Annotated in this window: 14 protein-coding genes; 9 read left to right on the forward strand and 5 right to left on the reverse strand. The window is 48.3% G+C overall.

Features of this window, described 5'->3' with window-relative positions; all coding sequences use genetic code 11:
* The first annotated feature begins 45 nt into the window (after positions 1-45).
* From R7V76_RS06680 to R7V76_RS06690, 3 genes are read left to right on the forward strand one after another with little or no spacing between them, the layout of a single operon-like run.
* Positions 46-264, forward strand: coding sequence for an AbrB/MazE/SpoVT family DNA-binding domain-containing protein (locus tag R7V76_RS06680; protein WP_318091699.1), 219 nt, complete (start codon positions 46-48; stop codon positions 262-264).
* Between the two features lie 32 nt (positions 265-296).
* Positions 297-797 (forward strand): cation:proton antiporter regulatory subunit, encoded by a 501-nt coding sequence (locus tag R7V76_RS06685; RefSeq protein WP_318091700.1) that lies wholly within the window; start codon positions 297-299, stop codon positions 795-797.
* Positions 798-800: 3 nt separating this feature from the next.
* On the forward strand, positions 801-2,021 hold the full coding sequence (locus R7V76_RS06690) for a cation:proton antiporter (RefSeq protein ID WP_131972773.1): 1,221 nt from the start codon (positions 801-803) through the stop codon (positions 2,019-2,021).
* Positions 2,022-2,072: 51 nt separating this feature from the next.
* On the opposite strand, the gene R7V76_RS06695 is transcribed toward R7V76_RS06690, so the two are convergent.
* Entirely contained in the window at positions 2,073-2,597 is a 525-nt protein-coding gene (locus R7V76_RS06695; RefSeq protein ID WP_290826823.1) for a dihydrofolate reductase family protein, read from the reverse strand.
* 86 nt (positions 2,598-2,683) lie between these two features.
* Between R7V76_RS06695 and R7V76_RS06700 the strand changes: the two genes are divergently transcribed.
* Both R7V76_RS06700 and R7V76_RS06705 read left to right on the forward strand, forming a co-directional pair.
* Positions 2,684-3,571, forward strand: coding sequence for a helix-turn-helix transcriptional regulator (locus tag R7V76_RS06700; protein ID WP_290826821.1), 888 nt, complete (start codon positions 2,684-2,686; stop codon positions 3,569-3,571).
* A gap of 82 nt (positions 3,572-3,653) precedes the next feature.
* A complete protein-coding gene (locus tag R7V76_RS06705; RefSeq protein ID WP_290826819.1) occupies positions 3,654-5,666 on the forward strand; it encodes a Na+/H+ antiporter in 2,013 nt (670 codons plus the stop codon).
* A 43-nt stretch (positions 5,667-5,709) separates the two neighbouring features.
* Here R7V76_RS06705 and R7V76_RS06710 read toward each other — a convergent pair whose 3' ends face one another.
* Positions 5,710-7,125, reverse strand: a complete 1,416-nt coding sequence (locus tag R7V76_RS06710; RefSeq protein WP_318091702.1) for an NAD-dependent succinate-semialdehyde dehydrogenase — start codon at positions 7,123-7,125, stop codon at positions 5,710-5,712.
* A gap of 193 nt (positions 7,126-7,318) precedes the next feature.
* Between R7V76_RS06710 and R7V76_RS06715 the strand changes: the two genes are divergently transcribed.
* Positions 7,319-8,563, forward strand: coding sequence for a polysaccharide deacetylase (locus R7V76_RS06715; protein WP_318091703.1), 1,245 nt, complete (start codon positions 7,319-7,321; stop codon positions 8,561-8,563).
* A 504-nt stretch (positions 8,564-9,067) separates the two neighbouring features.
* Here the strand turns inward: R7V76_RS06715 and R7V76_RS06720 are convergent.
* A complete protein-coding gene (locus R7V76_RS06720) occupies positions 9,068-9,415 on the reverse strand; it encodes a hypothetical protein (RefSeq protein WP_131504127.1) in 348 nt (115 codons plus the stop codon).
* 407 nt (positions 9,416-9,822) lie between these two features.
* Between R7V76_RS06720 and R7V76_RS06725 the strand changes: the two genes are divergently transcribed.
* Both R7V76_RS06725 and R7V76_RS06730 read left to right on the forward strand, forming a co-directional pair.
* Entirely contained in the window at positions 9,823-10,809 is a 987-nt protein-coding gene (locus R7V76_RS06725) for a hypothetical protein (RefSeq protein ID WP_131504128.1), read from the forward strand.
* Between the two features lie 24 nt (positions 10,810-10,833).
* Entirely contained in the window at positions 10,834-11,823 is a 990-nt protein-coding gene (locus R7V76_RS06730) for a hypothetical protein (protein WP_318091704.1), read from the forward strand.
* 30 nt (positions 11,824-11,853) lie between these two features.
* On the opposite strand, the gene R7V76_RS06735 is transcribed toward R7V76_RS06730, so the two are convergent.
* Entirely contained in the window at positions 11,854-12,909 is a 1,056-nt protein-coding gene (locus R7V76_RS06735) for an aminoglycoside phosphotransferase family protein (protein WP_318091705.1), read from the reverse strand.
* Between the two features lie 90 nt (positions 12,910-12,999).
* Here R7V76_RS06735 and R7V76_RS06740 point away from each other — a divergent pair, with 90 nt between their 5' ends.
* Complete coding sequence (locus R7V76_RS06740; RefSeq protein ID WP_318091706.1) at positions 13,000-13,425, forward strand: hypothetical protein; 426 nt, start codon at positions 13,000-13,002, stop codon at positions 13,423-13,425.
* A gap of 81 nt (positions 13,426-13,506) precedes the next feature.
* On the opposite strand, the gene R7V76_RS06745 is transcribed toward R7V76_RS06740, so the two are convergent.
* Positions 13,507-14,319: an SDR family NAD(P)-dependent oxidoreductase gene (locus tag R7V76_RS06745; RefSeq protein WP_318091707.1), complete on the reverse strand. Its 813-nt coding sequence runs from the start codon at positions 14,317-14,319 to the stop codon at positions 13,507-13,509.
* Between the last annotated feature and the right edge of the window lie 14 nt (positions 14,320-14,333).

Genomic DNA, 14,333 nt, shown 5'->3' on the forward strand with positions numbered 1-14,333 from the left:
GTAAGGAAGTAAGGAAAATCAGAAAAAGAAAGAAGGAAGTTCGGAATGGAGCTATCGAAGTTGACGTCCAAAGGACAGATTACGATCCCGAAAAAAATCAGACAGGCGTTACAAGTGGAGGAAGGAGATCGCGTTGCCTTCATCGAGGAAGACGGGTTTGTCATTATGGCGAAAGCGGATTTACAACAGCTGCATGACCTTCAAGATATTTTGAGTGACGAGAAATTCAAATCACTCATCCAAAAAGCAAATCATCATTTATAAAACGTTCGATCAATTTAAAGGAGGAATTAACAATGGATATGCGCGAAGTAGATTTACCGGGAATCGGACGGAAGTTCGAAGGCATTACGACACGAGGAGACAAGGTGGTCGTGATTGTCCACGATGACGGACGCCGGGAAATGCACCATTATGACGATGACGATTTTGATGAGAGTATCTCAAGTGTGACATTTAACGACGCAGAGGCAAGACAGATGGCAGGTATTTTAGGCGGCCTTGCGTATAAACCGAAAGACCTTGAAAAAATTGAACTGGCGTTTGACGATCTCGTCATCGAATGGTTTAAGATCGGTGAGGATTCATCCGTCAACAACCGGACAATCGGGGAACTCGACGTTCGAAACGAGTATGACATCTCGATCATCGCCGTCCTGAAACACGATAAATCGAAATCATTGAACCCGGGTCCGGAGACGCGTCTTGAAGCAGGGGATACGATCGTCCTGTCGGGAGAACGTCAACATATCCGCCACATCACGAAAGCACTCTTCTCAGTCGAAGGAGGCGGATGATAGATGGATCATTTGATATTTGAAGTCGGTACCGCGCTTATCTTAGTGGCGATCGCAGCTTTGCTTGCGAATAAATTGAATTTTTCGATCATTCCGTTTTTAATCATTTTAGGGATGATCGTTGGACCACACGCTCCGACAATCGGGATACTAGACTTCAAGTTTATTGAAAGTGCTGAGTTTATCAGCTTCCTCGGACGCATCGGTGTCCTGTTCCTCTTGTTTTATCTCGGACTGGAGTTCTCAATCGGGAAATTGATCCGGTCGGGTAAATCAATCGTCACGAGCGGAACGATTTATTTATCGATTAACTTCACCGGGGGGTTATTGTACGGATTCATCGCCGGCTTCCCGTTATATGAAGTGCTGATCATCGCCGGAATCATCACGATCTCGTCGAGCGCTATCGTCGCAAAAGTTCTGGTCGACTTACGTCGGACCGGGAATACGGAAACCGAGTTGATTCTCGGGATCATCATGTTCGAAGACATTTTCCTCGCCGTTTACCTGTCCGTCTTATCAGGACTCCTGCTTGGCGACGGGACGACGTTACTGTCTTCGGTCACATCGATTTTAATCGCCCTCGGTTATATGCTGCTGTTCTTCATCATCGCTCGGAAAGCAACACCGCTCCTCAACCGGATGCTGAAGATTGCCTCGGATGAAGTCTTCATCATCGTCGTTTTTGCTGCTCTGTTCTTCGTTGCTGGTTTTTCGGAAACGATTCATGTTGCAGAGGCGATTGGAGCCTTACTGCTCGGACTCGTCTTTTCGGAAACGGATCAAGGCGAACGGATTGAGCACCTCGTCGTACCGTTCCGTGACTTCTTCGGAGCCATTTTCTTCTTCAGCTTCGGACTGAGCATTGATCCGACGATGTTGCTTGACGCCGTCTGGCTCGCCCTCGGTGCCGTCGTCATCACGATTGTCGGAAACTATGTCGCCGGAATGATTGCCGGACGCAGAGCCGGACTGTCGCATAAAGCGTCCTCGAACATCGGGCTGACGATTGTCTCGCGTGGTGAATTTTCGATCATTGTCGCGAATCTCGGCATCGCCGGCGGTCTGATGGAGATCCTGTCCCCGTTCTCGGCACTGTATGTCCTGATTCTCGCGATTCTCGGACCGCTGATGACAAAGGAATCAAGACGGATTTTCAACTTTATGAACGGAATATTCAAGTGGACGGAACCAAAACCGAAAAAAACGAAACCGAAATCCTGATTCGAAAATACGCTGACCGGCTTCAAGCCCGGTCAGCGTATTTTTGAGATGTCATCCTTTTAAGACGTCATACGTGGCCATGATGAACTGTCCGGACGGTCGGCAACCGGTCAGTCGGAACCGGGTTTCAAGCGTTCCCTCCGGAAACAGCGGGATGCCGCTCCCGAGGACGACCGGTGCGATCGCCAGCTCCAGCTTATCGACGCGCTTGAGTCGTAACGCTTCTTGAATGACTTCGCCGCCGCCAACCAGCCAAATTTTCCCGTCGATCGTCGGACCGATCCGGTCAAGTAAGACATCAAGCGGTTCATTCGTAAACATAGCATGCTCCGACTGTTTACCGGTTTGCCGGGTCAGGACATAGTTGTCGATGGCGGAGTAAGGGTAGTCGTCACTGAGAACAAGTACTTCGTCAAACGTTTTCCGCCCCATGATGACGGCACCGACGTCCTGCATGAACGTTGCGTAGCCGTTGTCACCGTCTCCTTCAACAGCAAACAACCAATCGAGTGAATCGTCCGAACGGGCGATTTTCCCGTCTAAGCTGCAGGCAATATATAAAACGGTTTGTGTCATCTTTTTTTCCTCCTTTGGTTCGTTCTGTTTTTAGTCTACGGTATAATCATGACAAAAGATGTCGTAATTGAAGGAGGTTTTTTATCATGAAAACCCGACAGTTGAAACTGATGCGTTTATTGAATCGGCAACAACTGCTGACGGCGCGGGAACTGGCGGAAGCATGCGGCGTTTCCTTGCGGACGATCCAGCGCGATTTGCTGGAGCTTGAAGCAAACGGCTATCCGATTTACAGCGAACGCGGACCGGCCGGCGGCTACCGGGTCTTACCGAACCGGCTGTTGCCGCCGCTTGCCTTGCGGGAACAGGAAGCAATCACGTTGTTTTTGATGCTCGACTGGGTCGGTCAGGTGCCGGATTTGCCGTTCGGTACGTTACGCGGCAATCTTGCCGAGTGGTATCTGCACGAACTGCCGGCCGATCTCGAACTGAAGCTCGACCGGTTGAAAGGGCGTGTCCGTTTTGCCAAACCGGATACACCGGCGTCTCCATTGACGCGCGACTTGTTGCGGCTGATGGAAATGGAAGTGCAGGGTGAACTGATTTACCGGACGATAAGCGGTCGTCGGACGATTCGGATTGATCCGATTGGTCTGACGTTTGAACGGAACCGCTGGTATCTGCTCGCGCAGACAGACCGCGGATTACGCCAGTACCGGGTCGACCGGATGGAGCAGGTGACCGAGACGACGGTTCCGTCACAGCGAATGACGTTTGAGGAGGCGGAGCAGCTCGGGCAGGCGGGAGAACAGGTGACGGTCCGTCTCGAGTTAACGCCGCTCGGCGAACGGTTACTTGAAGGGGTTTTGCCGCTGAATGCGTTGCGGACGTGGTCCGTGCCGGTTACGGAACTGCCGTTTCTCGGACGACAGTTATTCGGATTGGGGGGGGAAGTGCGGGTTCTCGAACCGTTGCTCCTGCGTCAAGAGATCCAGGAGCAGGCCCGGGCGGTCATCGCCTTATATGAGGACTGACAAGGGGTTCTGTTCCTAAGTCAGTGAGAAACTATGTTACGATATAACCAGAGAAACAGTGAAAGTATGGAAGGGGTTTTCTATGGAAACGTTATCACTTATTTTGTTAATGCTTGCCTTAATCATCTTGACTCAAGTCCTTGGACACTACATCCGCTTCATTCCGACCGCGTTGATTCAAATCCTCGTCGGAACGATTGCCGCGCTGCTGATCAGCGGGCTGAAGATTGAAGTCGAATCGGAATGGTTCCTGTTATTATTCATCGCTCCATTGCTTTATAACGACAGTTCACATTTTCCGCGTGATGAACTGTGGAAGATGCGTGCCGCCATTTTCGGTAATGCCATCGTCCTCGTCCTGTTGACGACGGTCATCGGCGGTTACTTCATCAACTGGCTTGTACCGGTCATTCCGGTCGCGGCCGCCTTTGCGCTCGCGGCCATCCTGTCACCGACTGATCCGATTGCCGTCAACGGGATCGCGAAACGCGTTCAGATTCCGGAACAGATCTTAAATCTTGTCCGCGGTGAGTCGTTGATCAATGACGCCTCGGGACTGGTTGCCTTCAGTTATGCGGTCGCAGCCGTCGTCACCGGTTACTTCTCGATCCAGCAGGCAACGACGGAATTCGTCTACATGTTCGTCGTCGGAGCCGTCGTCGGTCTTGCGATCAGCATCGCGATGAACTGGCTGAAGATGAAATTACGCCGGACCGGGATTGAAGATGTCGTCTTTTATGCGTTACTGCAAATCCTGACACCGTTCATCATCTTTTTCGTCGCGGAAGAAATTCTGCATGCATCCGGCGTCATCGCTGTCGTCACAGGCGGTATTCTCCATGCCTTGATTAAAGAACGGACGGAAACGTTTTTCGCCCAGGAACAGACGTTGACCGACAACATCTGGACGATGATTGCTTACATTCTAAACGGGATCATCTTCCTGTTGCTCGGTCTGACGTTACCGGAAGCGACACGCGAAATCTTTGCTGACGACGCCATCAATAACTGGCGGCTCATGCTCTACGTCATTGAAATCGGCAGTGTCATTCTATTGATCCGTTTGATTTGGACGATATTCTTCAACTGGTTCGACCATCGCTTCCTGAAAAAGGCCGATCATCAAAAGCCGGCATTCAAACAGGACATCATCACGACACTGGTCGGGGTCCGCGGTACGATTACAATGGTCGGGGTCCTGTCTCTGCCGTTTCTGACTGAATCGGGCGAAGCGTTCCCGGAACGGTCATTGATTATTTTCCTCGCGGCCGGTGTCATCATCTTTACACTGGTGCTTGCAACGATTCTTCTGCCGTTGCTTAACCGCGGCGAGGCTGATGTCCAACCGGAACTCGATTTGAATTCGTACAAACAGCGGATGGTCAAACGGGCGATCACGGAAATCAAACAGGTCGTCCAGGAAGAAAACTCGACCGTCGCCTTTGACTTGTTAAATGAATATCACGTCATGCTGCGTCTTCTACGGGCCCAGGAGAAAAGTGAGGAAGAATTAACCCACTTCAACCAACAGCTGAAAAAACTGCGGCTTGAGGCTGTCCAGTGGGAACGCGACTTTACGAAGCAGTTCCTGCAGGAGCATAAGACGCCCGATCAGCTGAAAAAAGAAGTTTTCCGGTCGATCGATAACCGGCGTGAAGCGATTGAGAAGGAAGCACGCTTCCGCCTGTCGCAACCGATCCGCAAAATCCTCTGGAAACGGAAACGGTCAAACATGTCGTCCGATCAGTTGATTCACTTGACGCAGGTCGAACATGAGCTGTACGAACAGGTCATGGGGGAAGTCATCAGCCGTCTCGAAGGATGCCGCGGCGATTATCCGGCCGATGTCGTCCAAAGCGTGCTCGAATTCTACAAACGCTTACGGTTTAAGCATACGCGCTGGTCGTCACCGGTCGGCGGAAAAGCCGACGTCGATCAACAAAAAGAAGAACTCTGTTTACGGGCAATCGAAGTCCAGCGTCAGGAAATCGCTTCGATGTCGAAGGAAGGCGATTTGTCCGGCGAAGAAGAAAAAGAGTTACGCCGGTTCATCCACTATATCGAAAGTGTCGTCCTCTACGAGTACGTCGAGTAAACGAAAAAACAGCCCCTGTCCATGGACAGGGGCTGTTTTGCGATTAACCGAGTGACAAGTATTTGACTTCGAGGTAATCCTCGATGCCGTAGACGCCGCCTTCACGACCGAGTCCACTTTCTTTATAACCGCCGAATGGTGCTTGAGCAGCGGATGGAGCACCGTCATTTAAACCGACGATGCCGTACTCGAGTTTTTTACCGAGACGAAGCGCTTCGTCGATTTTTTCAGAGAACGCATATGCGGCAAGACCGTATGGTGTGTTGTTCGCGCGTTCGATGACCTCGTCGAGTGTTTCGAAGACAGAGATCGGAGCAAGCGGACCAAACGTTTCTTCCTGCATGCAGATCATGTCTTCCGTGACATTACCGAGGACGGTTGGTGTAACGAAGTAACCGACAGAGTCGTCAATTGTGCCGCCTGTTAAAATCGTTGCACCTTTTGCAACGGCATCGTCGATGTGTGCTTTGACTTTGGCGACAGCCTTCGCATTGATCAATGGTCCGATCGTCGAATCCGCATCGAGCCCGTTGCCGACTTTCAACCGCTTGACTTCGGCGACGAATTTTTCAGTGAAGGCGTCGAGAACCGATGCCTGGACATAAAAGCGGTTCGTTGCGACACAGGCTTGTCCGCCGTTGCGGAATTTCGAGCGGATGGCGCCTTGAACGGCTTTATCGAGATCCGCATTTTCCGTGACGATGAACGGCGCGTGACCACCGAGTTCAAGTGATAATTTTTTCATTGTATCAGCCGCTTGACGCATGATTAATTTACCGACGGCTGTTGAGCCCGTGAACGTGATTTTCCGGACACGCGAATCCGCTTGCCAGACACCGCTGATCGTTGCTGCGTCACCGGTCAGGACGTTGATCGCACCAGCCGGAATACCTGCTTCGATTGCCAGTTCGACGAGGCGAAGTGCCGTATACGGTGTTTCTTCCGACGGTTTCAGAACGACGGTACAGCCGGCAGCGAGCGCCGGAGCGAGTTTCCGTGTAATCATCGCTGCCGGGAAGTTCCATGGTGTGATTGCCGCGACGACACCAACCGGTTCTTTTTCGACGAAGAGGCGTTTCCCGGGAACAGATGCTGGAATCGTTTCGCCGTAAATCCGGCGCGCTTCTTCTGCGTACCAGCGGACATATTGATTGCCGTAGTCGATTTCGCCGCGTGCTTCGACGAACGGTTTCCCTTGTTCACGTGTCATGATGTCTGCCAGTTCATCACGGTGTTCCTGAATCAAGCGGTACCAGGCATCGATTTTATCAGCGCGGTCATCGGCCGTCCGTTCCGACCAGTCGACGAAAGCTGTACTTGCCGCCTCGACGGCACGTGCTGCATCGTCAGCTGTGCTGCTCGGGACGTGTCCGAGCAATTCTTTTGTTGCCGGGTTAAAGACGGGAATCGTTTCTTCTGTGTTATACCAAACTCCATTAATTACGTTTTGTTCAATCATGTGTTGCACCTCCGTGTGTTTTCATTACGTCCCTTATTAAACACCCATCGGACCGGTTTGTGTACTTCCGCTTTGGATGGGGGGCATAACGAACTGGAATACCCTTGTAAAATCCGTTAAGCGATTGAATAATCGGGAATATAAAGAGTAAGCAGAAGCGGACGTTTTATTTCCGAGAAAGGGCGGGATTCTTATGAATAGAAAATGGGTGGTCGTCAGTCTTACAGGCATCGTATTGATCAGTGGATGCGGTCAACAGTCGGCTGCATCGGAAACGAAAACGAAGCAGGTGCAGCGTCAAGCGACAGACACAAGCTACATACGTCAGGAATTAAAACGCGCCGCGTTCATTGCCGCCCAGTATGATTACGCCCGGGCAATTCGAATTGTCGACCGCCTGAAGACGACGGAAGCGAAACAAAAGCGGAAGGAATATGCGGCGAAACTGACGAATCTCGGAACGATCAAAGCCGGGACATCCGTGCCGCACTTGTTTTTCCACTCCTTGATCGCCGAGCCGAAACGTGCCTTTGACGGGGACCGGAAACAGCAGGGCTACGATGATTATATGGTGACGCAAGGGGAGTTCGAACGGATTTTGACTGCCTTGTATCAGCGGAACTACGTCCTTGTCCGGCCGACGGATCTCGCGGTGTGGAAAGACGGACGGATGACGGAAAAGGGGCTTCCTTTTCCAAAGGGCAAAAAGCCGCTTGTCCTGTCGCAGGATGACGTCAACTACTATGAATACATGACGGGAGACGGTTTTGCGACGACGTTGAAAGTGAAAAACGGGCGGATCACCAATTCGATGACCGGAAAACCGGACGGTGCTTATGATCTCGTACCGATTGTGGATGCGTTCGTCAACCGCCATCCGGACTTCTCTTACCATGGTGCGAAAGGATTGCTTGGTATCACCGGCTACAACGGTGTCCTCGGGTACCGGTCGTCGTATGCGCAGTACGGTTCATCGACTAAAGTCGAGCAGGCGCGTCAACAGGCGAAAACAACTGCGACGGCCTTGAAGAAGGACGGCTGGCAGTTTGCCAGCCACACGTATGGTCACATCGCGATCGGAAAAGTCAGTCTGGCAACGATTCAAGCCGATACCGCCCGCTACAAACGTGATGTCGCCCCATTGATCGGAACGACCCGTCAGTTGATTTATCCGTTCGGCAGTGATATTCAGAATTGGCATGGGTATACGGGGGACAAATACCGCTACTTGACGCAACAAGGGTTCCATTATTTTTATAACGTCGATGCGTCGCAGCATGCGTGGAAACAGTTAGGCAAAGACTATTACCGCCAGGCGCGGATTAATGTCGACGGAATCCGGCTTCGCCAGGCGATTGCCGGGAAGACCAAAGTCTTGAATCCGTTTTTCGATTCAAAAGCCATCTTTGATCCGATGCGACCGGTTTTTAAGAAGTAAGTCCTGTTGCACTGAATTGGAATAAGGTTTACAGGAAAAGGCACAAAACGCTGTTGAACAAGCGTTCGTGCCTTTTTGAATTATCTTCAAACGTTCATTAAATATTTTAAGTTTTTTAGAAGTTCATATTTATCCAAATTGGTTTCTTGAATCTTATAGTATTGTATATAACCTATCGGTTCGTTTTAGTACTCTACAATACAAGATGTGACACGGTGTTCACCCTTAATTCTAGGACCATATGTATGTACTACTTAATCTAGATTTGAAATTGGTTCTTCATAGAACTCTAATACCTTCTGATTATTTAACCACCTTACCATTAAATAAAAATCCTGAGAGGTCATCGCTCGAATATGTATGTCAAAATCCCGTATCATATGGATTCTCGCCACTCATTTTTTAAGACTACGCTTTGAACTTACTCATTAAAATAGCAATCACGCGTATAGTGATGCATCATAATTGCGATAACTACAAAAAAATATTATAAGAGAAAATTTTCTATTCTCTGTTCGTTACCTTTTCTAAAAGCCATTTTTTATTTTCTTTGTCTTTTACGATGATAAATTTTTCTGTTCCTTTAACAGAATAGATTTTCGATCCGACCGGAAAGTAATTCGATTGATTATTTCCTTTAGGCATTTCATGAGCTTTTGTTTTCTTGATTATTTTGCTAATTGCTTTCCCAAGTTGTTTGGTTGTATCCAATTGAGCTTCTGTTCCGTTATATTCTTTGTTATTAACCACTACAATCATCGCGTAACTACCAGTGCTCTCTGGATTAGCCTGACTGCATCCACCCAAAACAAGTAAAATTCCGCTTGATAAAATGATGAATATTCTTTTCATGTACACTCCCCTAAAAGCATTATTTGTATAATTATAACATATAATAAAATATTTACCTATAATATAGAAAACTTATAAGAGGTAAACGTCTTATGGTAACTGAGGGAAATCCTACTCAAACTGGTACTTCTAATCAATTTCTTGCATGTAGGACACAAACCTACTATTTGATGAATCCTCTCAGGGTTGATTTTCCGTATCGCTTACGTGTTTTACGTTTGCGCGTATTCTTTCTTAAAAATGCAGCAGAAAACTTGAATATCAAAAACGAATTGACCCATTTAATGATTCACGACTTTCTAAGTTACATTAAATGGGTATTATTTGTATAGAGGAGAAAGTGGAGACGTCAGGATGTGACGGTTGCCGGACCCTCAATACAGTTTGCGTGGAGAGGGTTAAAAGACATGTCCATCGGAAATAAATTATGGATTGGTTTCATCGTTGCCGGCAGTACATTCGCCTTCAGTGAAGCGGCGTCTGCTCAGGCGGACAACTTCAAAATCGCTTCGACGAGCTACAGTCAACCGTTGACGCAAGTCGAAAGTGTGATCGGCGGGAAAAAAGTCGAGACGGTACGTTATGCATTAGGCAGTGTCGACCGTCTGCATGACGGCTTATTATATAGCTCCTACGGTGATCAGGTGATTAATCTGAAAAACAGCAAAACGACACTAAAAAAAGTCGCCGACTCGCCACTGCGGATTACGAAGTATAAAAATGCCTACTATGTCTTAACTATATCTGCACTCAATGAATTTTCACTGACGAAATATACGTCTGATTTTAAGAAAATCGGCCAAACGAAACGATTTGACGGTCATGGACGGGACATGATCGTAACCGGAGATAAAGTGTATGTTCTCGCAAATAACATGAAGACGAAAACGAATTCGGTTGAAGTACATACATTTGATACTACACATTTTACGACTCTCCATCTTGAGAAAATCAAGCCAATGGTTTTTGCGTTTCATTTCCGCCATGCCGGAAACGAGTTAAAAGTGTACGGGAATAAAACGGAAGCAGGGGAAGAGCTGTCGATTGCGTCGTATGACTTGAAAAAGCAACAGGGTAAAATCGTTTTGACGTCCAAGCAACCCGTCATGTGGGTCAACGAAACAAAAGCCTTGTCGCCGACAAAAGATTTAGTCTTCAATATGTATTCCATGCTTGAAGTTGATCAAAAGATGAAACAGGTCCGGGTTCTGTACAGCAGTAAACAGGCATTGATTGACTATACGTATGACAGTAAAACAAAAACGTATCACGTTCTCGAAGGAAACTTCGAAACTAAATCTTTCCGGGTCAAGACGCTGAACAGCCACTTTATACCGGTTGCCGATTATAAGTTTCAGTCAACCGGCCGTTTGATGCCGTTTCAGGTGCTGTGAAAAATTCAGGGAGGGGTGTAACTTATGCAAAAAGCTTATAAGCTGCTGATGGCAGCAACAGTGCTTGGTACGACCGTCGGATTCGATCACGCTGTAGCGGCGCAAAAAGATACGTATCAAGTCGTTTCAACAAGTTACGAACAGCCGCTCACGACATTCGAGACCTATGTCGGCAACAAAAAGATTGAAACGGTGCGTTATGCGCTGAAAGGCGCTGATCGTCTGCATGACGGACTGTTATACAGCTCGTATCATAACCGTGTCATCAATTTGAAAAATAGCAAGACGACGATCAAGCAAGTTGAACCGGGACCGATGCGAATCAAGAAGTATAAAAATGCCTATTACGTGATGAGTTTATCGGCAATCAATCAATTTTCGCTGACGAAATATACATTGGACTTTAAGAAAATCGGTGCGACGAAACGTTATACCGGATTCGGAAAAGATTTGATCGTGACCGGTGACAAATTATATGTTTTGGCAGATCATATGAAAGGAATCGATTACTCGATCAAACTCCATACCTTTAATACAACATCATTGAAACTTCTCCAGCATGAGACCATCAAAGAATTAATTTATGCCAAGTACATTCGCCTGGCCGGTTCGCAACTCAAAATTTACGGCATCCGTTCGGAAAAAAATGAAAAATTGACGGTCTTGTCGTATGACGTCAAAAAACAGCGTAGTACGAAAATGATGACAACGGACCAACACGTAAAAGGCGGGATCGAGAAAACACAAACCCTTACAAAGGATACCGAACTGATCTTTAATCTGGACCGAATGTATGAAATCAACCATAAGACAAAACAAGTCCGTGTCTTATATGACAGTAAAGATGATTTGATCGACTACTCGTATGACATTAAAACGAAAACCTACCATGTCCTTGAGTTAGTTACGGAATCAGGCAAGTACCAGGTTAAGACGCTGAACAGCCACTTTAAACCAATTGCTACATATCGTTTAAAACCTTCCGACAGCGTCAGCCCGTTTCGTGTGTTGTGAAGAAACAAGTCCCACGACTTGTTTCTTTTTTTAATTGCGTAACAGCCCGGAAAGTTGTTCACCTCTTGCACGGTATGTCTGCAAGTGAAGTTGGAACTGATCATAACCGGGCGGATTGTTTTCTGCATCAAACACAAGCTGTTTCGTTCGTTCAATGAAATGCAGATTGAAGCAGCCCGAGAGCCATAACAAGGCAGCCAGCCGTGGATCGTCTTCCGGTACGAGGACGGTCGGCGAGTTGTAATGGGCAAGTAACGTCTTTGCCAAGCGACCGGACACGTCATGCGAGCCAATGCCTTCCGTCCGGGCATACCATTTGATCAGCCAGGCCAAATCCTGCACGCGGTCGGTTGCACCGATGTGTTCGTGATCAACGATTCCAACGATGTGTTGATCAGAATCCCATAAGATGTTGAGCGAATTCAAGTCAGTCGAGATGACCGGTTGAAGTGAAGAAGATTTTGGGTGTCTTGCGGTGTCGAGATGTTGTTGTGTCAGAGTCAGGTACTCCTGAAATGAATTTTGGACCGGTTTCGGCATTCGAGAAATCGAGAGCCGTTGTAAATCGCCGAGCCAACGCTGATAGGTAACCGTATGATCAATAAACGGAAACTGAATTTCCTGTTGGCGCAGCGAAACATCATGTAACTGACGGGCTAACTGACCCATCCGAGCGGCTGTCTGTTCTGTATTCGCCGTTACGTGACGTCCGTCCATCCAGTGAAACAGACAACATGTCCAATGCTGTCCGTCCGGATCGGTGATGGCCGTAAAAAAAGTATCCTGTTCCGGCTTCACACGCTCCATGAACGGAATACCCTGTGTCCGCAAATAATCGGTGTATCGTAACTGGAGCGCCAGTGCATTCGATGTGGAGTATGAAAGCGCTGACCCAGTATAACGCTGTTCCGGCAACAAACGGATCGAATAGGGGTGTCCTTCAATAAGAATTTTGAAGTGTACATCTCCGTGTTTGCCATAGGTCGTTAAAGAGACGGGTTCGATTTCGAGTGAGCGAAAAACGAGACCGTAACTTTTGAGAGCTTGGCAGATTAAGTTACGAGTGTTTGAATGAAATATTTTCATTTCCTCCCTGTGTGTTTCTTTTTCTGTTTAGATACGTATGTATCATATGAAGATCTGTTGCAGAAAGGAGCAATCATTATAATAACGTTAATGAAAGTCAATGCAATAAGCATCGTTTATGCGGTTGCCTTACTTATTCCGCTAGAAGGATTGCTTAACGTCTATCGGTTAAATCGTACGACGGGCATCTCGAGTACCGTTATCTGGTATGGTAGTTTTTTTGTCGGAATCGTATTGACGATAGCGGCTCTATCTCTTTCATCGCTTCTACATACGAGTTACCGAAAAGTTCAAAAGGTAAGCTGTATTCTGTGGTTGCCGTATTTTTTCGGGATGCTCTATCTGATGAATCGTTTATTTCCGATGACTAATGAAGGGGATGCACCAGGTCCGATTGCCGGCTTTATTTTAATCGGCTCGCTCCTGGTGTACCCGTTTTTCTTGTTGATCATGAGCTCCATCGTTAAAAGTGTAAGCGAGTCAAAAAAACTGCACATAAAAGGAGAGCATCTCTGATGATAAAGCTGATTTGGATTTTAGCAATTACCGCCTATCCGGTCATTATGGCCATTCAACTATCAAAGCGGAAACGTTAAGTTACGTTATAAACGTCGCCGGCTGCGTTCCGTCCTCGTCCGTGAAGCCGTAGTCGCGCGCGAGGTCCGCCACGAACAAAGCTTGCCCGGTCCGTTGCAGAATATCCGAATCCTGTGCGAGGGCAACGACAGCTCGTCCGACGTAAGCGGTGGTTTCGGTCGCATTGTTGCTGAAGCCTGCATCGACGACCCGTTCTGTCCGCATGAAGCCGGGACAGAGCGCAATCGAAGCGACGCGAGACGTTTGGAGCTCCTGACCCATCACAAACGTCATCCGGTTAATCGACTGCATCGCCAAATCGTAATACAAGTTGCCGGCGGCTTTGTCCGGGCTGAACGATGTTAAATTGACGATCAACGCAGCCGGACTTTGTTGAAGCAACGGAACAGCCGCCCGTGTCGTCAGCAAATAGGCTTTTGGTCCGGCGACCATCATCGCGTCCCAGTGTTCCGGTGGCCGTTCCCAAAATCGTTTGCCTTGTCCCGCAGGAAGGGACGCTTCCGAACCGCCGAACACACTGTTGACGAGCAAATCGATCCGCCCGTGCCGGTCTTGAATCTGTTGGAACAGGCAAGTTATCTCGTCCGGATCTGTATGGTCACAACGGACCGCGATACCGATACCGCCGCGCGCCGTGACGCCGGCGGCCGTCTGTTCAATTGTTTCCGGACGATCGTCGGTGGAGCTTTCCTGCATACTGCGCCCCGTCACATAGACGGTTGCTCCGGCCTGTCCGAGTTCGTAGGCGATTCCGCGACCGGCACCACGGGATGCCCCTGTGACAACAGCAATTCTACCTTTTAATGAACACATACAGATTTCCCACC

The organism is Exiguobacterium artemiae (genome assembly GCF_033342815.1).
Lineage (GTDB): Bacteria > Bacillota > Bacilli > Exiguobacteriales > Exiguobacteriaceae > Exiguobacterium_A > Exiguobacterium_A artemiae_A.

Coding starts and splice junctions, on each gene's coding strand:
- R7V76_RS06680 (WP_318091699.1), top strand. CDS start 46: ATGGAGCTATCGAAGTTGACGTCCAAAGGACAGATTACGATCCCGAAA.
- R7V76_RS06685 (WP_318091700.1), top strand. CDS start 297: ATGGATATGCGCGAAGTAGATTTACCGGGAATCGGACGGAAGTTCGAA.
- R7V76_RS06690 (WP_131972773.1), top strand. CDS start 801: ATGGATCATTTGATATTTGAAGTCGGTACCGCGCTTATCTTAGTGGCG.
- R7V76_RS06695 (WP_290826823.1), bottom strand. CDS start 2,597: ATGACACAAACCGTTTTATATATTGCCTGCAGCTTAGACGGGAAAATC.
- R7V76_RS06700 (WP_290826821.1), top strand. CDS start 2,684: ATGAAAACCCGACAGTTGAAACTGATGCGTTTATTGAATCGGCAACAA.
- R7V76_RS06705 (WP_290826819.1), top strand. CDS start 3,654: ATGGAAACGTTATCACTTATTTTGTTAATGCTTGCCTTAATCATCTTG.
- R7V76_RS06710 (WP_318091702.1), bottom strand. CDS start 7,125: ATGATTGAACAAAACGTAATTAATGGAGTTTGGTATAACACAGAAGAA.
- R7V76_RS06715 (WP_318091703.1), top strand. CDS start 7,319: ATGAATAGAAAATGGGTGGTCGTCAGTCTTACAGGCATCGTATTGATC.
- R7V76_RS06720 (WP_131504127.1), bottom strand. CDS start 9,415: ATGAAAAGAATATTCATCATTTTATCAAGCGGAATTTTACTTGTTTTG.
- R7V76_RS06725 (WP_131504128.1), top strand. CDS start 9,823: ATGTCCATCGGAAATAAATTATGGATTGGTTTCATCGTTGCCGGCAGT.
- R7V76_RS06730 (WP_318091704.1), top strand. CDS start 10,834: ATGCAAAAAGCTTATAAGCTGCTGATGGCAGCAACAGTGCTTGGTACG.
- R7V76_RS06735 (WP_318091705.1), bottom strand. CDS start 12,909: ATGAAAATATTTCATTCAAACACTCGTAACTTAATCTGCCAAGCTCTC.
- R7V76_RS06740 (WP_318091706.1), top strand. CDS start 13,000: ATGAAAGTCAATGCAATAAGCATCGTTTATGCGGTTGCCTTACTTATT.
- R7V76_RS06745 (WP_318091707.1), bottom strand. CDS start 14,319: ATGTGTTCATTAAAAGGTAGAATTGCTGTTGTCACAGGGGCATCCCGT.